Genomic DNA, 24,748 nt, shown 5'->3' on the forward strand with positions numbered 1-24,748 from the left:
TGATCATGCCCGCAGCAACTGCCGCAAGTCCCTGGTACAAGCACCTTTGGCCGTGGATCATCATCGCCATCCTGGCCTGCTCGGTGACTTTGACCCTGTCGATGGTGACCATCGCGGTGAACAACCCGGACAACCTGGTCAACGACAACTATTACGAGGCCGGCAAGGGCATTAACCGTTCACTGGACCGCGAACTGCTGGCCCAGACCCTGCAACTGCGTGCCAGTGTGCACCTGGATGACGTGACCGGCGAAGTCGACCTGCGCCTGAGCGGCAACAGCCAGCCGAAAACCCTTGAGCTGAACCTGATTTCGCCAACCCAGCCAGAGAAGGATCGCAAGATCACCCTGGCCCGCAGCGAAACCGAACAAGGCCGCTACATTGGCCAGTTGAGCGACAAGATTGAAGGTCGTCGCTTCGTCGAGTTGCTGGGCGTGCAGGATGACAAGACCTGGCGCATGTTCGAAGAAGAACAGGTCAGCCATGCCAAGGACCTGCTGCTCGGTGATGAGCCGCTGCAGGGTGCGGAAGACCTGAAAAAATAAGCCTTACCCTGATCGTTCCCACGCTCTGCGTGGGAACGCAGCCAGGACGCTCCGCGTCCCAGCCGAAGCGGACGCGGAGCGTCCGGAGAGGCATTCCCACGCAGAGCGTGGGAACGATCATCGGAACACGCCCCATGACCAGTCCTACCCCCTGCTACCACTGCGCCCTGCCCGTCCCGGCCGGCAGTCGCTTCACGGCCGCCGTCCTAGGGGAAACCCGCGAGTTCTGCTGCCCGGGTTGCCAGGCAGTGGCCGAGGCAATCGTGGCCGGCGGGTTGGAAAGTTATTACCAGCATCGCAGCGAAGCCTCGGCCAACCCCGAAGCCTTGCCGGTACAGTTGGTGGACGAGCTGGAGCTCTACGACCGCTCCGATGTGCAGCAACCCTTTGTCCGCCACGAAGGCGAACTCGCCGAAACCACCCTGTTGATGGAAGGCATCAGTTGCGCCGCCTGCGGCTGGTTGATCGAAAAACACCTGCGCGCCTTGCCAGCGGTGGCCGAAGCACGCCTGAACCTGTCCAACCATCGCCTGCACGTACGCTGGGCCGATGCACAATTGCCATTGAGCAAGGTGCTCAGCGAATTGCGCCACATCGGTTACGCCGCCCACCCTTATCAGGCCGACCGCGCCAGTGAACAACTGGCCAGCGAAAACCGTCTGGCCCTGCGTCAACTCGGCGTTGCCGGGCTGCTGTGGTTCCAGGCGATGATGGCAACGATGGCCACCTGGCCGGAATTCAACATCGATCTCAGCCCCGAGCTACACACCATCCTGCGCTGGGTCGCGCTGTTTCTGACCACCCCGATCGTGTTTTATAGCTGCGCGCCGTTCTTCAAGGGCGCGATGCGCGATCTGCGCACCCGTCACCTGACCATGGACGTCTCGGTGTCGCTGGCGATCGGCAGCGCCTATATCGCCGGGATCTGGACCTCGATCACCGGGGTTGGCGAGCTGTATTTCGATGCAGTTGGGATGTTCGCACTATTCCTGCTGGCCGGGCGTTATCTGGAACGTCGCGCCCGCGAACGCACCGCCGCCGCGACCGCACAGCTGGTCAATCTGCTGCCCGCCTCCTGCCTGCGGCTGAGTGCTGATGGCCAGAGCGAGCGGATTCTGCTCAGCGAGTTACGCGTGGGCGATCAGGTGCTGGTTCATCCCGGCGCAATTCTGCCGGCCGACGGCAAGATCCTCGACGGTCAGTCGAGCATTGACGAATCCCTGCTCACCGGCGAATACCTGCCACAACCACGAACCCTGGGCGATGCCGTCACCGCCGGCACCTTGAACGTTGAAGGGGCGCTGACCGTGGAAGTCCTGGCGCTGGGTCAGGACACGCGACTGTCGGCCATCGTCCGCCTGCTGGATCGCGCCCAGGCCGAAAAGCCACGACTGGCGGAAATCGCCGACCGCGCCGCCCAATGGTTTTTGCTGTTGTCACTTATCGCGGTGGCCGCCATTGGCCTGCTGTGGTGGGAGCTGGATTCTTCGCGGGCCTTCTGGATCGTCCTGGCGATGCTGGTTGCGACGTGCCCGTGCGCCTTGTCGCTGGCCACGCCGACGGCTTTGACGGCGGCCACCGGCACGCTGCACAAGCTCGGACTTTTGTTGACGCGCGGTCATGTGCTAGAAGGCCTGAATCAGATCGACACGGTGATTTTCGACAAGACCGGCACCCTCACCGAAGGTCGCCTGGCGTTGCGTTCGATCCGGCCGCTGGGTGCCTTCACCAGCGATCAATGCCTGAGCCTCGCCGCCGCTTTGGAAAACCGTTCCGAGCACCCGATTGCCCGAGCCTTTGGCCGCGCACCGCTGGCCGCCGAAGAAGTTCACAGCACGCCGGGCCTGGGCCTGGAGGGGTTGGTCGGCGCACAACGTCTGCGCATCGGCCAACCGGGGTTTGTCTGCGAACTCAGCGGCGCTCAGACGCCAGTAATGCCCGATGAGCCCGGCCAATGGCTTCTGCTCGGCGACAATCAAGGGCCGCTGGCGTGGTTCGTACTCGACGACCGTTTGCGCGCCGACGCACCCGTCCTGTTGGCGGCGTGCAAGTCTCGCGGCTGGCGCACGTTGCTGCTGTCCGGCGACAGCTCACCGATGGTTGCCAGCGTCGCTGCCGAATTGGGCATCGACGAGGCCCGTGGCGGTTTGCGTCCGGACGATAAATTGCAGGTGCTGCAACAACTGCACAAGGAAGGTCGCAAGGTGTTGATGCTCGGTGACGGGGTCAACGACGTGCCGGTGCTGGCCGCCGCCGACATCAGCGTGGCGATGGGCTCGGCCACCGATCTGGCGAAAACCAGTGCCGACGCGGTGCTGCTGTCGAACCGCCTTGACGCGCTGGTGCAAGCCTTCAGCCTGGCTCGTAGGACCCGTCGGGTCATCATCGAGAACTTGCTGTGGGCGGCGCTGTACAATGGCCTCATGTTGCCGTTCGCCGCCCTCGGCTGGATCACTCCGGTATGGGCTGCGGTTGGCATGTCGATCAGTTCGTTGACCGTGGTGTTGAATGCCCTGCGCCTGACTCGCCTGCCAAGCGCGCCGGCTACCAGCACCACGCCAGAAACCCGCCCGCTGCCGGCCTGAGCCGCGCGGGCATGGAGTCCAGATGCCAGCTCTCTACGTGATGATCCCGGCCGCGCTGCTGATCGTGGCCATCGCTATCTATATCTTCTTCTGGGCAGTCGACAGCGGTCAGTACGACGACCTCGACGGTCCGGCCCACAGCATTCTGTTCGACGATCAGGACCCGAACCACAAGGCAGCGGTCGACGAGGCCAGCGGCCATCCGGCCAAACCGGACGACAAGGCGCCGCCCCATGCTTGAGTTGGCGCCACTGTTGGTGTCTGCGCTGATCCTCGGCCTGCTCGGCGGCGGGCATTGCCTGGGCATGTGCGGCGGCTTGATGGGCGCATTGACCCTGGCGATTCCCAAGGAACAGCGCAGCCGACGCTTTCGATTGTTGCTGGCCTACAACCTGGGGCGAATTCTCAGCTACGCCGCGGCCGGCCTGCTGATCGGCCTGGCCGGCTGGGCAGTGGCCAATAGCCCGGCGGCGATGTTCATGCGCATCCTCGCCGGACTGCTGCTGATCGCCATGGGCCTGTACCTGGCCGGCTGGTGGAGCGGCCTGACCCGCATCGAAAGCCTCGGTCGCGGCCTGTGGCGGCATATCCAGCCGGTGGCCAACAAACTACTGCCAGTGTCGAACCTGCCCCGTGCCCTGCTGCTGGGCGCACTTTGGGGCTGGCTGCCGTGCGGGTTGGTTTACAGCACATTGCTGTGGTCGGCGAGCCAGGGCAATGCGCTGGACAGTGCATTGCTGATGCTGGCATTCGGGCTGGGCACCTGGCCGGTGCTGCTCGCCACAGGGCTGGCTGCCGAGCGTGTCACAGCGTTGTTGCGCAAACGCAGCGTACGCATGACCGGTGGCTTGCTGGTGATGGTGTTCGGTATCTGGACCTTGCCGGGGCCGCATCAGCATTGGCTCATGGGGCACTAGATCGGCGGTGCATCCATCGCGAGCAGGCTCGCTCCCACTTTGAAATGCATTCCCCTGTGGGAGCGAGCCTGCTCGCGATGGAGCCCTCACCGACAACACAAATCCCGACCGTTGATGCAAATCAAGATGCCCATACGCCCCTCCCCCTAGACTCGCCCACACTGCCAGCCTATCCGGGGGAATGCCCGCATGCTCGACGCCATTCGTTGGGACACTGATCTGATCCGCCGTTACGACCTGGCGGGACCGCGCTACACCTCGTACCCGACCGCCGTGCAATTCGATAGCCAGGTCGGCACCTTCGACCTGTTTCACGCCTTGCGCGAAAGCCGCAAGGCCCTGCGGCCGCTGTCGCTGTATGTGCACGTGCCGTTCTGCGCGAACATTTGCTACTACTGCGCCTGCAACAAAGTCATCACCAAAGACCGCGGCCGTGCCCTGCCCTATTTGCAGCGTCTGGAACAGGAAATCCAGCTGATTGCCTGCCATCTCGACCCCTCGCAGAAAGTCGAGCAGCTGCATTTCGGCGGCGGCACACCGACCTTTCTCAGTCACGATGAACTGCGCCAGTTAATGGCTCAGCTGCGCAAGCATTTCAATCTGCTGGACGACGATTCCGGCGACTACGGCATCGAGATCGACCCTCGCGAGGCTGATTGGTCGACCATGGGCCTGCTCCGGGAACTGGGCTTCAACCGGGTCAGCATTGGCGTTCAAGACCTCGATCCGGCAGTACAACGGGCGGTCAATCGCCTGCAAAGCCTGGAAGAAACCCGTGCGGTGATCGATGCTGCCCGGACCCTGCAATTTCGCTCGATCAACATCGATCTGATCTACGGCCTGCCGAAGCAGACGCCCGAAAATTTCGCCCGCACCGTCGACGAAGTCATCAGCCTGCAACCGGATCGGCTCTCGGTGTTCAACTACGCCCATCTGCCGGAACGCTTCATGCCGCAACGGCGGATCAACAGCGACGAACTACCGACACCGGCGCAAAAACTGGAAATGCTCCAGGGCACCATCGAGCAGCTGACCAAGGCCGGTTACCGCTACATCGGCATGGACCACTTCGCGCTGCCCGACGATGAACTGGCGATTGCTCAGGAAGAGTCGACCCTGCAACGCAACTTCCAGGGATATACCACCCATGGTCATTGCGACCTGATTGGCTTGGGCGTGTCGGCCATCAGCCAGATCGGCGACTTTTATTGCCAAAACAGCAGTGATCTGAACCAGTACCAGAATGCGTTGGCCAGCGCACAGCTGGCCACCAGCCGTGGTCTGCTGTGCAACGCCGATGACCGCCTGCGACGTGCAGTCATCCAACAACTGATCTGCGCTTTCGGCCTGGAATTCGCCCAGATCGAACAAGCCTTCAACATCGACTTTCAGGGTTACTTCGGCGAACTCTGGCCACAGTTGCAGGGAATGGCCGACGACGGACTGATCGAACTTGATAATGAACGGATTACCGTACTGCCCGCCGGACGATTGTTGGTGCGTTCGGTGTGCATGGTGTTCGACGCGTACCTGGAACAGCAAAATCGCCAGCGGTTTTCACGGGTTATCTAGCCATCAGCTCACTGGCCGGTCTGCTAAATGCTGATTTTACGACCCTGCGACAAAATCGCCGCGTGCCTGAATGTCCTCCCGTGGGTTACCCTTACAGCTTATGTGTGTTATTCCCACAAGGATTAAAGAAATGTCCGAGCCAGTAAAGCTGCGCGCTCATAGTCAGGCCCATTGCAAGGATTGCAGCCTGGCCCCGCTCTGCCTGCCACTTTCTCTGAATTTGGAAGACATGGATGCGCTGGACGATATCGTCAAACGTGGTCGCCCGCTGAAAAAAGGCGAGTTCCTGTTTCGCCAGGGCGACACGTTCGATTCCGTTTATGCAGTACGCTCCGGCGCCCTGAAAACCTTCAGCCTGAGCGATGGCGGCGAAGAGCAGCTCACTGGCTTCCACTTGCCGAGTGAACTGGTCGGCCTGTCGGGCATGGACACTGAAAAGCACCCGGTCTCGGCGCAAGCCCTGGAAACCACCTCGGTGTGCGAAATCCCTTTCGATCGCCTCGACGAACTGGCCCTGCAACTGCCACAACTGCGCCGTCAGTTGATGCGGGTAATGAGCCGCGAGATTCGCGACGATCAGCAGATGATGTTGCTGCTGTCGAAGAAAACCGCCGACGAACGCATCGCCACTTTCCTGGTCAACCTGTCGGCACGTTTCCGTGCCCGGGGCTTTTCGGCCAACCAGTTCCGGTTGAGCATGTCGCGCAACGAGATCGGCAATTATCTGGGGCTGGCGGTGGAAACCGTGTCCCGGGTGTTCACCCGTTTCCAGCAAAACGAACTGATCGCCGCCGAAGGCAAGGAAATCCACATCCTCGACCCGATCCAGCTCTGCGCCCTGGCCGGCGGTTCGCTCGAAGGCTGATAGCGACGATTGCGGCTGAGCGAAACGGTTCAGCCGCCGTTATACTGCGACGTTTGCAGCCCGCCAGGACACCTCGACGATGGTCTTCGACTCCTTCGACATCAAATCCCTGATCCGCCCCGTGATCGACTTCCCCAAGCCAGGCGTGATCTTTCGCGACATCACCCCATTGTTCCAGTCACCCACGGCCCTGCGCCTGGTGATGGACAGCTTTGCCCATCGTTACGTCGAAGCCGACTTCACCCACATCGGCGCCATGGATGCCCGTGGCTTTCTGATCGGTTCGATCCTGGCCTATCAGTTGAACAAACCGCTGGTGCTGTTCCGCAAGCAGGGCAAACTCCCCGCCGACGTGCTGGCCGAGGGTTATGCCACCGAGTACGGCGAAGCCTTTCTCGAAGTCCATGCCGACAGCCTGTGCGAGGGTGATGCGGTGGTGATGTTCGATGACCTGATCGCCACTGGCGGCACGCTGATCGCGGCGGCCAACCTGATTCGGCGCATGGGCGCGCGGGTGCATGAAGCGGCGGCGATCATTGACTTGCCGGAGCTGGGTGGCTCGCAGCGGCTGGAAGACATGGGGATTCCGACGTTTTGCCTGACGCAGTTTGCGTTAAGCGATAAATAAGGCGGTGTCTGCCTTGACGCCAATCGCGAGCAGGCTCGCTCCCACAGTTAATCTCAGTCATGCACAAACTTTGTGTACACAGAAAATCCCCTGTGGGAGCGAGCCTGCTCGCGATGCAGACACCACAATACTTACAGCGAGATCGGCTTACGCCCGGCAAACGAATGCGCCAATGTTCCGCCGTCCACCAATTCCAGCTCGCCACCCAACGGCACACCATGGGCGATGCGCGAGGCGATCAGGCCTTTGTTGCTGAGTAACTGGGCGATGTAATGCGCCGTGGCTTCGCCTTCCACCGTCGGGTTGGTGGCGAGGATGACTTCGGCAAACGTGCCCGCCTCTTCGATCCGCGCCATCAATTGTGGAATGCCGATGGCGTCCGGTCCTAGCCCGTCGAGCGGCGACAGGTGGCCTTTGAGCACGAAGTAGCGACCGCGGAAACCAGTCTGCTCCACCGCGTAAACATCCATCGGACCTTCCACCACACACAGCAAGGTGTCGTCGCGGCGTGGATCGGCGCATTGCGGGCACAGATCGTCCTCGGTCAGCGTGCGGCACAAGCGACAGTGGCCCACTCCTTCCATGGCCTGGCTCAGCGCCTGGGCCAGTCGCGAACCGCCGCTGCGATCGCGCTCAAGCAGTTGCAACGCCATGCGCTGGGCAGTTTTCTGACCCACACCCGGCAAAATTCGCAGGGCATCGATCAATTGGCGAATCAAAGGGCTGAAGCTCATGGGGAAAAGTCCGACATAACAACGAGACGCGGTTTATACCCGCGCCTCTGTTTAGCGTCAAATAGCACCGTCAATTACTCAGTCTGCGCGACCCGTACCACCAGTTTGCCGAAGTTGCGTCCCTCCAGCAGACCGATGAACGCCTGGGGTGCGTTCTCCAGACCGTCGACCACGTCTTCACGGAATTTCACCTTGCCGTCACGCACCCATGGCGCCATTGCACTGATGAACTCTGGCTGTCGGTCACCGTAGTCGTCGAACACAATAAAGCCCTGAATCCGCACGCGCTTGGTCAGCAGCGTGCGCTGCAACTGTGGCAAGCGATCTGGCCCGCTCAGCTTTTCATTGGTGTTGTAGGAGGCAATCAAACCGCAAAGAGGAATCCGCGCCTTGGAGTTGAGCAGCGGCAGCACCGCATCGAACACCTTGCCACCGACGTTTTCAAAATAGATATCGACGCCTTTGAAGCAGGCCAGCGCCAACTCTTCGGCGAAGTCCGCGCGCTTGTGGTCGATGCAGGCATCGAAGCCCAGCTCCTCAACCACGTAGCGGCATTTTTCCGCGCCACCGGCCACACCGACCACTCGCAAGCCCTTGATCTTCGCCACTTGGCCGACCACCGACCCCACCGCGCCGGACGCAGCGGCTACTACCAGGGTTTCGCCTTCTTTGGGCTGGCCGATGTCCATCAACCCCATGTAGGCGGTCATGCCGGGCATGCCCAGCACACCCAGGGCCATCGACGGACTCTGCAGCCCGGACGGGATCGGAATGATGTTGCGTCCGTCACTGATGCTGTGGCTCTGCCACCCTGTGACGCCGACCACCAGATCGCCTTCATGGAATTTAGGATGTAACGAGCGCTCGACACGACTGACAGCCCCGCCGGTCATCACTTCGTCGATTTCTACCGGCGCAGCGTAGGACGGCGCGTCGCTCATACGACCGCGCATGTAGGGATCGAGCGACAGATAAAGCGTCTTGAGCAGCACCTGACCATCGGCCAGGTCTGGCAGCGCTCCCCGTTCCAGGCGGAAATTCTCTGGCGTCGGCGCGCCCACCGGGCGGGACACCAGAACGATACGCTGGTTGAGGGTCAATGCTTGCGGCATGTGAACGTCTCCTTGATCGATGAATTTCGGCTGTATAGGGAGCAGACCGTTGTGGCGCTGTCGCGTTCGAAGTTTCGTCAGTTGTACCGAGGTGACTTCATCGCGGGCAAGCCACGCTCCCACAGGATTCAGGTGATCCCTGTAGGAGCGGGCTCGCCCGCGAAGGCTGCCTCACAGGCACCATGCTTCCAACAGACAGAAACAAAAATACCAGGCGCGATGCCTGGCATTTTTTTGTAACCCATCCGATGCGCGTTGGCGAATCAGAATGGCAGTTTCATACCCGGTGGCAATTGCATGCCAGCGGTCACGCCGGACATTTTGTCCTGGCTGTTGGCTTCGATCTTGCGTACGGCGTCGTTGACGGCTGCGGCGAATACCGCCTCCAGCATTTCCTTATCGTCTTCGCTCAGGCCTTCGACCAGGCTTGGATCGATGGTTACGCGCTTGACGTCGTGACGGCCGGTCATGACCACGGTGACCATATCGCCACCGGCTTTACCGGTGACTTCGGCGTTGGCCAGTTCTTCCTGCATCTTGGCCATTTTTTCCTGCATCTGCTGCGCCTGCTTCATCAGGCCGGCCATGCCACCTTTCATCATGGGAATCACCTCAAAAGTACTTGGATAAAAACAGCGCCCGGCGAATGCGGCCAAGCGCCTTCAGTTATTAGTCCTGACTGACCAGGGCCTCGACAGGTTCAATAGTATCGTGACGGACCACCGCCCCGAACTGCTGCATCATTTGCTGGATGAACGGATCACCGTGGATCGACTCCTCGGCCTCACGCTGACGGTTGGCACGACGGCGGGATGAGGCCTGAGCCGGGGTTTCCTGCTCGGGCTTGATCAGCTCCATGCTCAGGGTCAGCGTACGCCCGTAGAACTGGTTCAGCGCATCGTTGAGGCGACGTTGCTGTGTCGCGTTGAACAAGGCGCTGTGGGCCGGGTCCAGGTGCAACAGCCAATTGTCGCCATCGACGGCGATCAGCGTGCAGTTGGCGCCGATGCTGGCGGTCATGCCGGACACCGGCAGTTTCGGAAACACCTCCAGCCATTGCAGAGCCAGACCGGTGGCCGGCATCGCGGCTGGTTCAGGCTCTGGCTCCGGCGCAGGTTCAGCAGTGTGCTCACTGGCCAGTTCGTCGAGATAGCTATAAGCCGAATCCATGTCCGGCTCGATGTAATCCTCGTCCAGCGGCGGCTCGTCGTCCTGGTCCATGCCTGGCGTGGCGGTATCGACTTCGGCCATGGACGGTTCCGGAATCGGCGCAGCGGCCCATTCCGGCGCATCCGGCACCACACTGTCCGGCGTCGGCATGGGCATCGGTGGCAATTCGGGTTGTTCGCCAGCCGTTTCCAGCACTGGCTCGACGACGGGCTGCTGGACAACTTCCGGCTCTACCGGGTCGTTCCACGGCAGATCGACCACTTCTTCGACCACGACGGGTTTGGCAACAGGCTCAGGCTCAGGCGCGACCACGGGCACAACCACAGGCGCGACCGGCTCAGGCGCAGCTGCCGGGACAGGGGCCAGAGCAACCACTGGCGCAACCGGAGGCGGTGCAACGGCCGTAGCGACTACCGGCGCAACAATCCGCGCGGCAGCCACTGAATTTGCGGAATCAACTGTGGCCTGGCTGATCCCCACTGTCTTTAGCGGTTGCCTCGGTACGTCCGTAGTGTCTGCCGGCCGGAACGCGAGCATGCGCAGCAGGACCATTTCGAAGCCGCCGCGCGGGTCCGGTGCCAGCGGCAAGTCCCGGCGACCGATCAGGCCCATCTGGTAATAGAACTGCACGTCTTCAGCCGGCAATGCCTGGGCCAGAGCCAATACGCGATCACGGTCGCCATGACCGTTGTCGACGCCTTCAGGCAGGGCCTGGGCGATGGCGACACGGTGCAGCACATTGAGAATTTCCGAGAGCACGCCGTTCCAGTCCGGGCCTTGTTCGGCCAGATGGCGTACGGCTTCGAGCAATGCCTTGGCGTCGCCTTCGATCAGCGCATGCAAAACGTCGTAGACCTGGCCGTGATCGAGGGTACCGAGCATGGCCCGCACATCGGCAGCCATGACCTTGCCTTCACCGAAGGCGATGGCCTGGTCGGTCAGGCTCATGGCGTCGCGCATCGAACCGTCGGCGGCGCGGCCCAGCAGCCACAGCGCGTCGTCTTCGAACGGCACGTTCTCGACGTTCAGCACGTGGGTCAAATGCTCGACCACCCGTTCCGGAGTCATGTTCTTCAGGGAGAACTGCAGGCACCGCGAAAGAATCGTTGCAGGAAGCTTCTGTGGATCGGTGGTCGCCAGGATGAACTTGACGTAGGGCGGCGGCTCTTCAAGGGTTTTCAACAGCGCATTAAAGGAATGGCTGGAGAGCATGTGCACTTCGTCGATCAGGTAGACCTTGAAGCGCCCGCGGCTCGGCGCGTACTGCACGTTGTCGAGCAGCTCGCGGGTGTCTTCGACCTTGGTCCGGCTCGCGGCGTCGATCTCGATCAGGTCGACGAAGCGGCCTTCATCGATTTCGCGGCACACCGAGCACTCGCCGCAGGGGGTCGAAGTGATACCTGTTTCACAGTTCAGGCATTTGGCGATGATCCGCGCGATGGTGGTCTTGCCGACCCCGCGGGTACCGGTAAACAGGTACGCGTGGTGCAGCCGCTGGCTGTCCAAGGCATTGATCAGAGCCTTGAGCACATGGGTCTGGCCGACCATTTCGCCGAACGAGCGCGGACGCCATTTACGTGCAAGAACCTGATAACTCATCGAAAACCGTCGCAACGAAGGAACAGAAGCGGCTAATGCTAGCGGAGCAAGGCCAAAATTGCATCCGGTGCGCTCGTCTATTCTGGCTAAGCTGCACTTTGTGGAGGCTTTTATTGGCTCATACCGGAGCGTTTATGCGTTTTGCCTTGGGGGCATTGCTGTTGATCAGCCTGAGCGTCGCGGCCGCCGAGGCGCCATTGCGCTTTGTCGTGTCCGACAGCTGGGCCATGCCCATGGTGCAGATCGAGCGCGGCCGACCGACCCAAGGCATCCTGCACGACATGATGCTCAGCCTGGCGACTCAAGTCGGCGTGCCGGCTGAGTTTCACATTTTGCCTCGGGCACGGGTGCAGAACGCCATGGAACACGGCGAAGTCGATGTGCGCTGTTATATCTCAACATCGTGGCTACCGCCGAATCAGTCCGGCAACTATATCTGGAGCGTTCCGCTGCTGGTTCAGCGCGACTTGCTGATTGGTCGGCGAGGCTCACCCGACTCGGTCAACCCGGCAGACCTGCCGCACCAGTCGATCGGCACCGTGCGTGGCTATAGCTACCCGACCTTGCAATCGCTGTTCGACGCCGACCAACTGCACCGCGATGACGCGCGCAATCAGGAACAGGTTCTGGAAAAACTGCTGGTCGGACGCTACCGCTACGCGGTGACCAACCAATGGACCCTGGACTGGTTCAACCAGCGCCTGCTGCCCGACCAGCAACTGCAAAGCGTAGCGCTGGTGCATGAACAAACCGTCGGCTGCTACGTGCGCAATGACCCCAAAGTACCCGTGCAACGCATTCTGAACACGTTGCTGCAAATGAAAATGTCCGGGGAGATCGATGACATTATCCGGCTCTATACCGGTAACGGGCCTTAGCCAGTTCAGGCTGTCTGATCAAGCGTCTGCCATTGTGACGGGGCGACAAATCCCGCCACCCAGCTCGGCACTTCACCGGGCGGCATCGGGCGAGCGATGAAATAGCCTTGAGCGACTTCGCATCCCAGCCGCAACAGCAACTCACCATGCTCAAGGCTTTCCAGCCCCTCGGCAATCACCTGCCGACCGAACGCGCGGGCCAGGCCAATCACCGCCTTGGTCAGGGCCAGGTCGTCACGATCAATCAGAATGTCGCGCACGAATGACTTATCGATCTTGATGGTTTGGGTTCGCAAACGCTTGAGATAGCTCAGGGACGAGTAACCGGTACCAAAGTCACCCAGCGAAAACTGTACCCCCAACGCCTGACAGGCCTGCAAACAGGCACTGACATGCTGGATATTCTCGATCGCCACCGACTCGACGATTTCCAGATCGAGCATCTGCGGGGCAACCTGGGCATGTCGAGCGAGTACGTGCTTGAGCCGGTCGACAAAATCGGCGCGCTGAAAATGTCGCGCCGCGATATTGATACTGATCGGCCAGGCCTGCCCCGCTTGCTGCCAACGGTGCAACTGCGACAAAACCTGATCCATTACCCACTCACCGATATCGATGATCAGGTCGGTGTCCTCCACCAGCGGCAAAAACTCCCGGGGTGGCACCATGCCGTTTTGCGGGTGCTCCCAACGCAACAGCGCTTCGAAACCGACGACCACACCTCGGCGCATGTTCACTTTGGGCTGAAAATGCACGCGCAATTCACCGGCGACCAGCGCCTGACGTACTCGCTCGACGGTCTGGTGAGTGGCCTTGACCTCCTGATCCCGTGAGACATCGAATAGATGAAAGCGGTTTCGCCCGCCCTGCTTGGCCACGTACATCGCCTGATCGGCATGACGCAGCAGGGTTTCGGCATCTTCATTGTCGTGGGGAAACAGGGTGACGCCGATACTGGCAAACACATTGATGTCCTTGCCGTGCAGTTTGTAAGGTGCCGAAATCGCCCCCAACACGCGATTCAGTGCTGCGCGCAATTCCGCTAGATCACGCACATAGCGCAACACCAGCACAAACTCATCACCGGCCAATCGCGCCACCACATCTTCGCCGCGCACAATGTCACGCAAACGCTTGGCCACTTCCACCAGCAACAGATCGCCACTGGCGTGACCATAACCGTCGTTGACTGCCTTGAATCCGTCAAGATCAAGCATGCACACCGCCAACGGAATGTTTTCATGCCGGGAGAATTCCAGTGCCTGATCCAGCAATTCCGAGAGGAACGCACGATTGGGCAGCCCGGTCAGCACGTCATGCCCGACCCGCCATTGCAGGGTTTGCAACAGTTGACGTTTTTCGCTGATGTCAAAACGAATCGAGAGGTATCGGTGAACGCGCCCGGTGGCATCATCAAGCACCGGCACCATGGTGCTGTCGACCCAATACAGGCTGCCATCCTTGGCGCGATTACAGATCTCGCCCTTCCAGATATTGCCCAAGGCGATGGTGCGCCACATGGCGGCGAAGAAATCGACGGAGTGCAAGCCGGAGTTCAGCAGGCGATGATTCTGCCCCAGCAGTTCCTCGCGACTGTAGCCGGACACGTCGCAGAATTGATCGTTGACGTAGGTAATCCGGCCATCCAGATCGGTCTCGGAAAAAATGGCGGCTGCATCCACGGCCCTGCGGTATTTCTCATCCATGAGTCAGGCTCACTGTCGCTAGCGGTGGTACCGCTCGACCAGCGCAGGATGCCCGGAAGAGGTGTTTTGAGACGTACTGCGCAGAGACACGTTATCACTCCATGAACAGCATTTGATGGCCCCCGCCCCCCGAAGATCAAGAGCAAAGTAACAACACCGACTCTGGTAATATTTCGCGAGGCTTCAGACCGCCAGCGGCCTCTACGTATACCCGGCAGGGAACGCGATGCTGGCTTTTTCATATCGCCTAAACTTCAGAAAACAGATCACCCAAAACCCCTTCGAAGCGGCGATTCTACGAAATGCATCACATTTTGCAAAGCAAGGTGATGGATCATGCAGTTGCCTAATGCAAAAATCTATCGTTAAGTTCTTGATTCTAAATGGGAATTGAGCGATGCAAATTTCAAGTTTGGGTCTGGCCATCCGACGCTATCGTAAGGTCGCAGGGCTTACTCAGGCTGAACTCGGCGAAAAAACCGGTTTTGACCCCAAAACCATCAGCCGCTTCGAAACAGGCACCTATACTCCCAGCGTGGAAGCATTGTTTTTGCTTGCCGACGTGCTGGGTGTGAAGCTGAAAGCCTTTTTCGCAGATCTGGCCGACGAAGATGAACAGCGCGCGTACCTGTTCAGCGTCATACACAAAGCCACCCCGAAGGATCTGGGAAAGCTGATCGCAGCGGTTGACCAGGCCTTGTCCAAGCCTTAGTGCCAGTAAATGAAAAGGAGGCCGATCTGTCGGATGCGACAGATCGGCCTCCTTTTTTATATCCATCGCCTTAATTCGGAAACGACGAAACACTACCCTGGAGGAGCTCCATGGCAGAGAGAACAAAACAGTATTTTAAGATAGAAAACACGAAAGAGGGTTCGTGTTGCGTTATGGAGGCAACCCCACCAGCCACACCCCGGCACACAATGTTCCCGCTGTGGCTGCTCCCTTCCGGGTCTGACCAGGTTCACGGGTAATCGTTGCGGGGGGACCGATGGGGTCACCATAACGACGCTCACCTGACGGCGAGCCGCGCCATTGTACCTATCTGAGACGAAGTTACAACCGTTCGAGCGGATTAAAAAATATGAGCTGCTTCAAGGACATGCGCCGGCCTGAAACACCACCCCTGTAACAGCTGCCGACCTGTGGCGATCTTTTGATCCTATTGCGCCAACACCTCATCTGCCCTGCCGCCCTCTTGCTGGATCACCAGGTGAATGAAGTGCAGCTTGGCAATCACCGCCGGCGGCAGGACGAACGGATAGAAATCCGGCTGGCCCATGCTGCGTGACAATTCATTGAGCATGCCAGCCAGTTCGATCCATGCATTGACGAATGACAGGAACGCCGGGCCGCCGGGGTGCTGCGGGTCGAATAGCGTGCTCGGCGGAAACGGCTGGTAATCGAAATCCATTTCCTGTGCACTCATGCCAAAACCCAGGGCGGTGTCTACTGCATCCATCATGTGCAGGTAGTGAGCCCAGGTTTCGGCCCAGTCTTCCCAGGGGTGCATGGTGGCGTAGGCGCTGACGTAATGTTGCTGCCAGTCGAGCGGCGCGCCTTGCTGATAATGCCGCTCAAGGGCCTCGGCGTAGCTTGCTTGCTCGTCACCGAACAGACCGCGGAACAGTTCCAGCCAATGACTGTTGGCGACCAAGCGGTCCCAGTAGTAATGCCCGACCTCGTGACGAAAGTGCCCGAGCAGCGTGCGATAAGGTTCGTGCATCTGCACGCGAACCTGCTCGCGATGGGCGTCGTCGGCCTCTTTGATATCGAGGGTGATCAGACCGTTGGCATGCCCGGTGGTCGGCGGTTTGCCTTCGAGGTCGATACCAATGAAGTCGAAGGCCAGACCGGTTTCTTCGTCCACGTTTTTCGGAATGACCTGCAAGCCCAGGCTGATCAGCTGCGCCACCAGACGACGCTTGGCGATTTCCACTTTGCGCCAGCGCTCGTGGTTCTCGGGGATCGCCAGGTCGGGGATGGTGCGATTCAGGCTACAGGCAATGCATAACGCATCGTGATCATTGGCCGGCAGCAGCCAGTTGCATGCGGCCGGAGAGTCGAGATTGGCGCAGCGGCGGAACACACCGGCGTCGGGGTCGGCGTCGAGCAACCAGGTATCCACTTGCGGGCCAGGTTGCAACGAAGACAAGCGACTCTGCTGCGACTGATAGCCCAGCGCTGCCGAACAGGCCAGGCACTGACTGTTGCGAAAGAACAGCGACTGCCCACAACGGCAATGCCAGACCTTGCTGTTGCGCAAACGCTCACCCATGAAGGGCGCGGCAATGCGTGAACTGAGCTGTTCGAAGAAGCGGTACATGGCGATCTCTCCCTGAGGCCTGCCAAGACTAGATCATTCTTGTACCGTGATCGTTCCCACACTCTGCGTGGGAACGATCAGTTAAACCGAAATATTGTGCTTGCCAAGAAACCCGACAAACGCCTCTTCATCCAGCACTTTCAACCCCAGCTCATTGGCCTTGGCCAGCTTCGATCCCGCACCCGGGCCGGCGACCACGCAATGGGTCTTGGCCGACACGGAACCGGCCACCTTGGCGCCAAGGCTTTCTAGTTTGTCCTTGGCGACATCGCGACTCATCAGCTCCAGCGAACCGGTCAACACCCAAGTCTGCCCGGCCAGCGGCAACCCTTCGACAACCTTTTTCTCGCTCTGCCAATGCATGCCGAAATCACGCAGCTGCTTTTCGGCCGCCTCGGCGAGTTGACGATTTTCAGCCCCCGCAAAGAACTCGCGAACCGAAGTCGCCTGCTTCTCCGGCAATGCCTGACGCATGTCCAGCCAATCAGCACTCATCACCGCTTCGAGCGAGCCGAACTTGTCGGCAAGCTTCTGCGCCCCGCCCGGCCCGACCGACGGAATGTGCAACTTATCGAGGAAGCCGCCCAGCGTGGTACTTGCGGCAAATTCGGCGCCCAGCTCGCCCTGATCCTGAATCTGCAAGCCATGCTTGAGCAGATCCTTGATTACCTGCTGGTTATGCGCATCCTCAAAGAAGCTGTGAATCTCGTGAGCCACTTCCAGCCCGACATCCGGCAAGTACGTGAGCACGTGCGGCAACGCCTGCTGAACCCGCTCCAGCGAGCCGAGAGAGCGCGCGAGGACCTTGGCCGTCTCTTCGCCGACATCGGGAATGCCCAAGGCGTAGATGAACCGTGCCAGGCTCGGCTGCTTGCTGTCTTCGATTGCACTGAGCAGGTTCTTGCTCGACAGCTCGGCAAAGCCTTCCAGGTCAACAATCTGCTCGAACGTCAGGGCATAAAGATCGGCCGGCGAACTCACCAGGCCTTCATCCACCAGTTGCTCGACGCTCTTCTCGCCCAGGCCTTCGATGTCCATGGCGCGGCGCGAAACGAAGTGAATGATCGCTTGCTTGAGTTGCGCACCACAGGCCAGACGCCCGACGCAGCGATACACCGCGCCCTCGCTGATGGTCTCGCGGCCCTTGCTGCGCTTGACCAGTTGCGTGCGCTCGACATGAGAGCCGCAGACCGGGCACTGCTCGGGAATCTGCACCGGACGGGCATTCTCCGGGCGGCGTTCGGTGACCACTTGCACCACTTGCGGAATCACATCACCGGCACGACGAATGATCACCGTGTCGCCAATCATCAGGCCCAGCCGCGCGACTTCATCCATGTTGTGCAAGGTCGCATTGGCCACGGTGACGCCCGCAACCCTGACCGGTTTCAAGCGCGCCACCGGCGTCACGGCACCCGTGCGACCGACCTGGAATTCCACGTCGAGCAATTCGGTGAGTTCTTCCATCGCCGGAAATTTGTGGGCAATCGCCCAACGCGGTTCGCGAGCGCGGAACCCCAGTTCACGTTGGGAAGCAATGCTGTTGACCTTGAACACCACACCGTCGATTTCATACTGCAGCGCATTACGACGCTCACCGATGTCGCGGTAATAATCCAGGCATTCGTCGATGCCGTGCGCCAGTTTCAGCTCATGACTGATCGGCATCCCCCAGGCTTTGAGTTGCTGCAGATTGCCAATGTGCGTATCGGCAATATCGGCCGAAATCTGGCCGATGCCGTAGCAGCAGAATTCCAGCGGACGGTTGGCGGTGATCTTCGAATCCAGCTGTCGCAAACTGCCCGCTGCCGCGTTACGCGGATTGGCGAAGGTCTTGCCGCCGACTTCCAGTTGCGTGGCGTTGAGACGCTCGAAACCGGCCTTGGACATGAACACTTCGCCACGCACTTCCAGGGTCGCCGGCCAGCCGGCGCCATGCAGCTTGAGCGGAATATTGCGCACGGTACGCACGTTGACGCTGATGTCTTCACCGGTGGTGCCATCGCCGCGGGTCGCGCCGCGGACCAGCACACCGTCCTGATAGAGCAGACTGACCGCCAGGCCATCGAGCTTGGGTTCGCAGCTGTACTCTACCGCTGCGCCACTGCCAAACAAGTCGCCGACCGGCAGGTCCAGCCCCTCCGTCACCCGGCGATCGAATTCGCGCATGTCGGTTTCTTCGAAGGCGTTGCCGAGGCTGAGCATCGGCACTTCATGACGCACCTGAGTGAACGCCGACAGCGCCGCGCTGCCGACACGCTGGGTCGGCGAGTCGCTGGTGATCAATTCGGGATGGGCCGCTTCGAGAGCCTTGAGCTCGTGGAACAGGCGATCGTATTCGGCGTCCGGAATGCTGGGTTCGTCCAGCACGTGATAGCGATAGTTGTGCTGATCGAGCTCGGCGCGCAGCTCTAGAATGCGGTTTTTGGCGGCGGTCATGGGTGTTCTCTCATAAAGCAAAAGAGCAGCCGAGGCTGCTCTATCTCATCTCATCAAGATCCAGAGATCGCAGCCTCGTTTCACTCGACAGCTCCTACAGAAAATCGCGAACCCTGTAGGAGCTGTCGAGTGAAACGAGGCTGCGATCTTTTGACTTTAACGCTTCTGGGTCAAAGCGCGACGCTCGAACTCGACGATGCGCTGACGGTAGTGCTCAATCGTTTGGGCCGTCAGCACGCTGCGCTGGTCGTCTTTCAGTTCGCCGTTCAGCTCCTGGGACAGTTTGCGTGCTGCAGCCACCATCACGTCGAAGGCTTGCTTGGGATGACGCGGGCCTGGCAGACCGAGGAAGAAGCTCACTGCCGGGGTGCTGAAATGATCGATGTCATCCAGATCGAAGACACCCGGCTTGACCGCATTGGCCATGGAGAACAGGACTTCGCCGTTACCGGCCATGCTTTCGTGACGGTGGAAAATATCCATCTCGCCGAAACGCAGACCGCTTTCCAGAATGTTCTGCAACAGTGCCGGGCCCTTGAAGCCGGCCGGGTCGCGACAGATCACGCTGATCACCAATACTTCTTCGGCTTGCGGCTGATCTTTTTCGGCCGAGCTGGCGGGCTTGGTGTCATCCGGGAAATCGTCACGACTATTGAAGCTCGGGCCGCCGTCCAGGTCGAGGTTGAGGTTCAAGTCGCCTTGCGATGGCTCGCCATGGCCACGCTTGCCACGCTTGGAACCCGATTCACGCGGTTCACGGGCAGGCATGCTCACCGACGGCAGATCATGCTCGTCCAGTTGCGGTTCTTTATGATTATCCAGCACACGGGGCGGGCCCAACAGCTCGGCGCTGGTGTCCTCATCCGGCAGATTGGACAAACTTCGGTCAAGACGGAATTTCAGTTTCCCCTTGCCGCCGCGCATGCGACGCCAGCCATCGAAAAGAATACCGGCAATGACAATAATGCCGATGACGATCAGCCACTCGCGCAGACCGATTTCCATGTAATCCCGTGCCTCTATAAAAAATGCTGAAAAATAAGGGGTTTACATTGTGTAAACCGCTTTAAAACGTGGCGCCAACTCTATGTTCTGACAGGCGTTTTGCCCACGTATACGAAAAATTGACATTAAACTAGCACGACCAAAGGCAACTTTACACCGTCTGTCACAGTGGCTTGCGCGAATTATGTCGATTGGCCAGCAAGTCAAGACAGGTAAAAAGCCCTACAGCTCAAAAATACCCGCCCTACAAGCAATAATTCAGGCGTCCACCATGGCCATCGCCTCCTCCACATCCACTGCCACCAGACGCGAGCAACCGGGTTCGTGCATCGTCACCCCCATCAATTGATCGGCCATTTCCATGGCGATCTTGTTGTGGGTGATATAGATGAACTGCACCGTCTGCGACATCTCTTTGACCAGCCGTGCGTAGCGTCCAACGTTAGCGTCATCCAATGGCGCGTCAACCTCATCGAGCATGCAGAACGGCGCCGGATTCAACTTGAAGATGGCAAAAACCAGGGCCAATGCAGTCAGGGCTTTTTCGCCACCGGAGAGCAAATGGATGGTGCTGTTCTTCTTTCCTGGCGGCTGCGCCATGATCGTCACCCCTGTATCGAGTAGATCTTCGCCCGTCAGTTCCAAATACGCGCGCCCTCCACCGAAAACTTTTGGGAAAAGGGCCTGTAAACCGCCATTGATCTGATCAAAGGTATCTTTGAAGCGGTTTCGGGTTTCCTTGTCGATCTTGCGAATTACGTTCTCAAGCGTGTCCAGCGCTTCCACCAAATCGTCGTTCTGAGCATCCAGATAACGTTTACGCTCGGATTGTTGCTGGTATTCGTCGATAGCCGCGAGGTTGATCGCGCCGAGGCGCTGAATTCGCGCGGCAATACGCTCGAGTTCTTCTTCGGCGTCTTTCTCGTTGGCCTCGGCCACCAAGGTCGCGAGTACGCCGTGCAGGTCGTAGCCGTCCTCCAGCAATTGATCCTGCAAAGTCTTGCGCCGCACCGTCAGCGCTTGCCATTCCATGCGCTGCTGTTCGAGCTGGCTGCGAATCAAATGGGATTGCTGCTCGGCCTGAGTGCGGCGCTTTTCGGCGTCGCGCAGTTCGCGGTCGGCGTCCTCCATGGCGACTTGCGCGGTCTTGAGCTCTTCGTCGACGGTCATGCGCTTGTCGAGCAGCTCTTCGAGTTTCAGCCGCAGCTCTTCCAGCGGCGCCTCGCCCTCTTCCAGATTGAGGCTGAGCTGTTCACGCTTCTCGGTCAGGCGCTCGGACTGCATTTCCAGCCGTTCCAGCGCTTGACGAGTGGAGTCGTGTTGCGCCTTCAGCGAACCGAGGCGTACCGCCAGTTGATGCGCATGATCCTTGTGCTGTCGGGCTTCCTGACGCACCCGATCGAGGCGTTCGCGCAAGCTGTCGCGCTGGGCCAGCAGCAGCTCGCGCTGCTCGGTATCCAGCGCCATGCTGTCGAGGGCTTCCTGCAATTGCAGACGCGCTTCGCCGATGTGTTCGTGTTCCAGAGCGCGCTGTTCGCTCAGCTCGGTGAGCTCTTCATCGAGACGGGTGCGGCGCAGGGTCAACTGCTCGACCTTGGCTTTGCCAGCGGACAACTGGGCTTTCAATTCGCCCTGCTGACGGGCTTCGTCTTGCAGCAAACGGCGCAAATGTTCGCGACCGTTTTCCTGCTGACGCTGTTGCGCCCTGAGATTCTGAAGTTGGGTTTCCAGGGTTTCGACCGTGGCTTCGCGCTCTTCGCGCTCAAGGCCCAACCGCTGGATTTCCTGACCACGGGCGAGCACGCCACTTTCCGCTTCGCTGGCCCGGCGCACACGCAAAAAATGTCGACCGACCCAGTAACCGTCGCGACTGATCAGGCTTTGGCCGGCGGCCAATTGCCCGCGCAAGGCCAAGGCCTGCTCAAGGCTGTCGACCGGTTTGACCTGCCCCAGCCATGGCGACAGATCGATCTGCGCCTCGACCTTGTCGAGCAAACTGCCAGGCATGCGCACGCCATCGGTGGCCGGGCTGAGCAGGCGCAAATCGCCTTGGGCAAACCCGGCCAGATCGAAATCACCGAAGTCATCCACCAGCACCGCTTGCAGGTCGGCGCCGAGCACGGTTTCCACCGCCAGTTCCCAACCGGCCTCGACCTTCAGGCCTTCGGCCAGACGCGGACGATCCGCCAGATGCTGTTCGCGCAGCCATTCGGCAGTGCCGGTGCCGGGATCGAGCGCGGCTTGCTGCAAGGCTTCCAACGACGCCAGTCGACCGTTGAGCCGCTGCAAATCACCTTGCGCTTGTTGCTGATTTTGCAGTGCTAATTGCAATTCCTGACGCAGTTGTTCAAGACGTTCAACCTGAGCTTCTTCACTGGCCTGCAAGTCTTCGAGCGTGGCCTCGGACGCAGCCAACTGCTCGCTGAGTTCCATGATTGCCGCGTCTTCCGGATCCGCCGACAGCAACGCACGTTCTTCGCCAAGGCGTTTCTGGCGATCAGCCAAACGTTCCATGCTGGTTTCCAGCTGCTGGATTCGCGACTGCTGAACTTCAGCCTGACGGCGTGGCTCGGCGGCAGTGAGGTTGAAGGTGTCCCACTGCTCCTGCCAGCCGTGCATGGTGGTTTCGGATTCTTCGAGCGCGGCAGCAGCTTCTTCGGCGGCGGCGCTGGTGACTTCCTGTTCCGGCGTGAGCATGTCCAGCTCTTCGCCCAAGGTCAGCAGCAAGGTGCGGTCGTGGCCCAGGTGAGACTCGGTTTCCAGCCGCGCGCGCTCGGCTTCCTTCAGGTCGTCTTGCAACTGACGCAAACGCTGCTGACCGTGCTGGATGCTCTGCTCGACCCGAGCGATGTCGCCGCCGACCGAATAGAAACGCCCCTGCACCAGATTGAAGCGCTCGGACAGATCGTGATGACCGTCACGCAGCCGTTCGATGGCCGCGTCGGCATTGCGTTGCTCGGCCACCAGCGCTTCAAAGGTGACTTCCTGAGTGCCAATGATCGCTTCGCGCTGGCCGACCTGTTCGTTCAACGCTTGCCAGCGCAGGCCCGACAATTGGGCCTTGAGCTGGCGTTCTTCGCCCTTGTATTCCTGATACTTCTTGGCGGCCTCGGCCTGGCGGTGCAAGCGTTCAAGCTGACGCTCGAGCTCTTCGCGCAGGTCGGTCAGGCGGGCAAGGTTTTCGTGGGTGCGGCGGATACGGTTTTCAGTCTCGCGCCGACGTTCCTTGTACTTGGAAATACCGGCGGCTTCTTCGATGAAATTGCGCAGGTCTTCGGGCTTGGATTCGATCAGCTTGGAGATCATCCCCTGCTCGATAATCGAATAGCTGCGCGGGCCGAGGCCGGTACCCAGAAAGATGTCGGTGATATCGCGGCGGCGGCATTTGGTGCCGTTGAGGTAGTAGGTGGTCTGGCTATCGCGGGTTACTTTGCGGCGAATGGAAATCTCCGCATAGGCGGCCCATTCGCCGAGCAGGGTGCCGTCGGAGTTATCGAATACCAACTCAATGCTCGCCTGGCTCACCGGTTTACGGCTGGTCGAGCCGTTGAAAATGACGTCGGTCATCGACTCGCCGCGCAAGTTCTTGGCCGAGCTCTCGCCCATCACCCAACGCACGGCGTCGATGATGTTTGACTTGCCGCAACCATTGGGCCCGACCACTGCCGCCATGTTGCTGGGGAAGTTCACCGTGGTCGGATCGACGAAGGATTTGAACCCCGCCAGTTTGATGCACTTGAGCCGCACGCTTAAGCGACCGTCAGGGCAGAGACCACCAGATCGCAGCTGCGCTGGGCATACGCCGTCAGCACCACGCGGATCTGAGGAAAGTCACGGGCCAGCACGGCGGCGAGCAAGCGCTCGAACAGCTCGAGGAACTCGCTCATCGAGGCCTTGCGCTGATCCAGCGCGAGGAAATACGCGCGGCTCATGGCCGGCTGCAGATTCTCGACGGTTTCCTGCAAGTACGGGTTGTTGGCGAACGGATACGCGGCGCGCATCACACTGAAGCTGTCGTCGACGAACGTGCGAATGTCCTGGCGCTCGTAGCTGTCGGTCAGGCGCTGCTGGATCTGCAGAAACGGCACCATGTCGGCCTGGACTTGCCAGCCGCTGGCCACGGCATTGCCGAGCAAAATGTACAATTCGCTCATCAACGTGCACAGGCTCTGCACCTTATGCGCCGTGAGTTCGGTCACGTGGGCGCCACGTCGCGGCAAAATCGCGATCAAGTGGCGGCGCTCGAGAATCAGCAAGGCCTCACGGACTGAACCGCGGCTGACATTGAGCGCCAGCGTGACCTTCTGTTCCTGAATGCGCTCCCCCGGCTTCATTTCGCCGCGAATGATACGTTCGGCGAGGTGGTGAGCGATTTGCTCGGCGAGGCTGTCCGGGGCCTTGAACGTCATGGTTGTCCTTCAAACTCTTCGATCTGCACAAGCGGCGCAGTGTAGCGCAATTGATAGGTCATGGCGGAGTGCCCACCCAGCGGTTTTTGGCACGATTCACGCAAAAGGCAAGCTATCCCGTGAGGGTCAATAATGAAGGAACGAGTCGTTGATCGACAAAAAGCCAGTTCCTGACCTTTAAGTCAGAAAATCATTGACCGAAAAGTCAGACCTGATAAATTCGGCTCATGTCGGTTAACAACAATAATGAGTTTGCGAGG

General features: G+C 59.9%; 19 protein-coding genes and 1 other RNA gene. 9 read left to right on the forward strand and 11 right to left on the reverse strand.

The window, feature by feature from the left end:
- Positions 1-5 precede the first annotated feature (5 nt).
- The 7 genes from AB4O41_RS07445 to AB4O41_RS07475 all read left to right on the forward strand — a co-directional run bounded on the left by AB4O41_RS07445 (position 6) and on the right by AB4O41_RS07475 (position 7,112).
- Entirely contained in the window at positions 6-545 is a 540-nt protein-coding gene (locus AB4O41_RS07445) for a FixH family protein (protein ID WP_460146948.1), read from the forward strand.
- 134 nt (positions 546-679) lie between these two features.
- Positions 680-3,130 carry a heavy metal translocating P-type ATPase gene (locus AB4O41_RS07450; RefSeq protein WP_460146950.1) on the forward strand — a complete coding sequence of 817 codons (2,451 nt, stop codon included), beginning with the start codon at positions 680-682 and terminating at the stop codon, positions 3,128-3,130.
- 22 nt (positions 3,131-3,152) lie between these two features.
- Entirely contained in the window at positions 3,153-3,371 is a 219-nt protein-coding gene (gene ccoS, locus AB4O41_RS07455) for a cbb3-type cytochrome oxidase assembly protein CcoS (RefSeq protein ID WP_007905420.1), read from the forward strand.
- Positions 3,364-4,047, forward strand: a complete 684-nt coding sequence (locus AB4O41_RS07460; protein ID WP_030128460.1) for a sulfite exporter TauE/SafE family protein — start codon at positions 3,364-3,366, stop codon at positions 4,045-4,047. Before ccoS ends, AB4O41_RS07460 begins: the two co-directional genes overlap by 8 nt.
- A 189-nt stretch (positions 4,048-4,236) precedes the next feature.
- Positions 4,237-5,619 (forward strand): oxygen-independent coproporphyrinogen III oxidase, encoded by a 1,383-nt coding sequence (hemN, locus tag AB4O41_RS07465; protein WP_460146952.1) that lies wholly within the window; start codon positions 4,237-4,239, stop codon positions 5,617-5,619.
- Positions 5,620-5,749: 130 nt separating this feature from the next.
- Positions 5,750-6,484, forward strand: a complete 735-nt coding sequence (gene fnr, locus AB4O41_RS07470) for a fumarate/nitrate reduction transcriptional regulator Fnr (protein WP_123360018.1) — start codon at positions 5,750-5,752, stop codon at positions 6,482-6,484.
- A gap of 79 nt (positions 6,485-6,563) precedes the next feature.
- On the forward strand, positions 6,564-7,112 hold the full coding sequence (locus tag AB4O41_RS07475; protein WP_237886714.1) for an adenine phosphoribosyltransferase: 549 nt from the start codon (positions 6,564-6,566) through the stop codon (positions 7,110-7,112).
- 131 nt (positions 7,113-7,243) lie between these two features.
- Here the strand turns inward: AB4O41_RS07475 and recR are convergent, their stop codons facing one another.
- The 4 genes from recR to dnaX form a co-directional block, all read right to left on the reverse strand.
- A complete protein-coding gene (gene recR / locus AB4O41_RS07480) occupies positions 7,244-7,846 on the reverse strand; it encodes a recombination mediator RecR (RefSeq protein WP_008075173.1) in 603 nt (200 codons plus the stop codon).
- A 74-nt stretch (positions 7,847-7,920) separates the two neighbouring features.
- Positions 7,921-8,958, reverse strand: coding sequence for an NADP-dependent oxidoreductase (locus tag AB4O41_RS07485; RefSeq protein WP_460146955.1), 1,038 nt, complete (start codon positions 8,956-8,958; stop codon positions 7,921-7,923).
- A gap of 263 nt (positions 8,959-9,221) precedes the next feature.
- Complete coding sequence (locus AB4O41_RS07490) at positions 9,222-9,560, reverse strand: YbaB/EbfC family nucleoid-associated protein (protein ID WP_007905413.1); 339 nt, start codon at positions 9,558-9,560, stop codon at positions 9,222-9,224.
- Positions 9,561-9,627: 67 nt separating this feature from the next.
- Positions 9,628-11,727, reverse strand: coding sequence for a DNA polymerase III subunit gamma/tau (gene dnaX, locus AB4O41_RS07495; RefSeq protein WP_460146958.1), 2,100 nt, complete (start codon positions 11,725-11,727; stop codon positions 9,628-9,630).
- A gap of 134 nt (positions 11,728-11,861) precedes the next feature.
- On the opposite strand from dnaX, the gene AB4O41_RS07500 reads away from it, so the two are divergent.
- Positions 11,862-12,605: a substrate-binding periplasmic protein gene (locus tag AB4O41_RS07500; protein WP_460146960.1), complete on the forward strand. Its 744-nt coding sequence runs from the start codon at positions 11,862-11,864 to the stop codon at positions 12,603-12,605.
- Positions 12,606-12,610: 5 nt separating this feature from the next.
- On the opposite strand, the gene AB4O41_RS07505 is transcribed toward AB4O41_RS07500, so the two are convergent.
- Positions 12,611-14,311 carry a putative bifunctional diguanylate cyclase/phosphodiesterase gene (locus AB4O41_RS07505; RefSeq protein WP_460146962.1) on the reverse strand — a complete coding sequence of 567 codons (1,701 nt, stop codon included), beginning with the start codon at positions 14,309-14,311 and terminating at the stop codon, positions 12,611-12,613.
- 397 nt (positions 14,312-14,708) lie between these two features.
- Between AB4O41_RS07505 and AB4O41_RS07510 the strand changes: the two genes are divergently transcribed.
- Positions 14,709-15,023 carry a helix-turn-helix domain-containing protein gene (locus AB4O41_RS07510; RefSeq protein ID WP_367372245.1) on the forward strand — a complete coding sequence of 105 codons (315 nt, stop codon included), beginning with the start codon at positions 14,709-14,711 and terminating at the stop codon, positions 15,021-15,023.
- A gap of 183 nt (positions 15,024-15,206) precedes the next feature.
- On the opposite strand, the gene ffs is transcribed toward AB4O41_RS07510, so the two are convergent.
- The 6 genes from ffs to AB4O41_RS07540 form a co-directional block, all read right to left on the reverse strand.
- An RNA gene (ffs, locus tag AB4O41_RS07515) (signal recognition particle sRNA small type) lies at positions 15,207-15,303 on the reverse strand.
- 168 nt (positions 15,304-15,471) lie between these two features.
- A complete protein-coding gene (locus AB4O41_RS07520; RefSeq protein WP_460146964.1) occupies positions 15,472-16,635 on the reverse strand; it encodes a zinc-binding metallopeptidase family protein in 1,164 nt (387 codons plus the stop codon).
- Between the two features lie 81 nt (positions 16,636-16,716).
- The gene (ligA, locus tag AB4O41_RS07525) at positions 16,717-19,074 is read right to left on the reverse strand and encodes an NAD-dependent DNA ligase LigA (protein ID WP_460146966.1); all 2,358 of its coding nucleotides are present in this window, start codon (positions 19,072-19,074) and stop codon (positions 16,717-16,719) included.
- 156 nt (positions 19,075-19,230) lie between these two features.
- Entirely contained in the window at positions 19,231-20,079 is an 849-nt protein-coding gene (gene zipA / locus AB4O41_RS07530; protein WP_217858244.1) for a cell division protein ZipA, read from the reverse strand.
- A 258-nt stretch (positions 20,080-20,337) separates the two neighbouring features.
- Positions 20,338-23,826 carry a chromosome segregation protein SMC gene (gene smc, locus AB4O41_RS07535; protein WP_460146969.1) on the reverse strand — a complete coding sequence of 1,163 codons (3,489 nt, stop codon included), beginning with the start codon at positions 23,824-23,826 and terminating at the stop codon, positions 20,338-20,340.
- A gap of 2 nt (positions 23,827-23,828) precedes the next feature.
- The gene (locus AB4O41_RS07540; protein ID WP_258621038.1) at positions 23,829-24,488 is read right to left on the reverse strand and encodes a GntR family transcriptional regulator; all 660 of its coding nucleotides are present in this window, start codon (positions 24,486-24,488) and stop codon (positions 23,829-23,831) included.
- Between the last annotated feature and the right edge of the window lie 260 nt (positions 24,489-24,748).

Source organism: Pseudomonas sp. S2_A02, from assembly GCF_054668495.1.

Bases quoted from the DNA above. Each gene is read 5' to 3' on its own strand.
- AB4O41_RS07445 (WP_460146948.1), top strand. From the start codon at position 6: ATGCCCGCAGCAACTGCCGCAAGTCCCTGGTACAAGCACCTTTGGCCG.
- AB4O41_RS07450 (WP_460146950.1), top strand. From the start codon at position 680: ATGACCAGTCCTACCCCCTGCTACCACTGCGCCCTGCCCGTCCCGGCC.
- ccoS (WP_007905420.1), top strand. From the start codon at position 3,153: ATGCCAGCTCTCTACGTGATGATCCCGGCCGCGCTGCTGATCGTGGCC.
- AB4O41_RS07460 (WP_030128460.1), top strand. From the start codon at position 3,364: ATGCTTGAGTTGGCGCCACTGTTGGTGTCTGCGCTGATCCTCGGCCTG.
- hemN (WP_460146952.1), top strand. From the start codon at position 4,237: ATGCTCGACGCCATTCGTTGGGACACTGATCTGATCCGCCGTTACGAC.
- fnr (WP_123360018.1), top strand. From the start codon at position 5,750: ATGTCCGAGCCAGTAAAGCTGCGCGCTCATAGTCAGGCCCATTGCAAG.
- AB4O41_RS07475 (WP_237886714.1), top strand. From the start codon at position 6,564: ATGGTCTTCGACTCCTTCGACATCAAATCCCTGATCCGCCCCGTGATC.
- recR (WP_008075173.1), bottom strand. From the start codon at position 7,846: ATGAGCTTCAGCCCTTTGATTCGCCAATTGATCGATGCCCTGCGAATT.
- AB4O41_RS07485 (WP_460146955.1), bottom strand. From the start codon at position 8,958: ATGCCGCAAGCATTGACCCTCAACCAGCGTATCGTTCTGGTGTCCCGC.
- AB4O41_RS07490 (WP_007905413.1), bottom strand. From the start codon at position 9,560: ATGATGAAAGGTGGCATGGCCGGCCTGATGAAGCAGGCGCAGCAGATG.
- dnaX (WP_460146958.1), bottom strand. From the start codon at position 11,727: ATGAGTTATCAGGTTCTTGCACGTAAATGGCGTCCGCGCTCGTTCGGC.
- AB4O41_RS07500 (WP_460146960.1), top strand. From the start codon at position 11,862: ATGCGTTTTGCCTTGGGGGCATTGCTGTTGATCAGCCTGAGCGTCGCG.
- AB4O41_RS07505 (WP_460146962.1), bottom strand. From the start codon at position 14,311: ATGGATGAGAAATACCGCAGGGCCGTGGATGCAGCCGCCATTTTTTCC.
- AB4O41_RS07510 (WP_367372245.1), top strand. From the start codon at position 14,709: ATGCAAATTTCAAGTTTGGGTCTGGCCATCCGACGCTATCGTAAGGTC.
- AB4O41_RS07520 (WP_460146964.1), bottom strand. From the start codon at position 16,635: ATGTACCGCTTCTTCGAACAGCTCAGTTCACGCATTGCCGCGCCCTTC.
- ligA (WP_460146966.1), bottom strand. From the start codon at position 19,074: ATGACCGCCGCCAAAAACCGCATTCTAGAGCTGCGCGCCGAGCTCGAT.
- zipA (WP_217858244.1), bottom strand. From the start codon at position 20,079: ATGGAAATCGGTCTGCGCGAGTGGCTGATCGTCATCGGCATTATTGTC.
- AB4O41_RS07540 (WP_258621038.1), bottom strand. From the start codon at position 24,488: ATGACGTTCAAGGCCCCGGACAGCCTCGCCGAGCAAATCGCTCACCAC.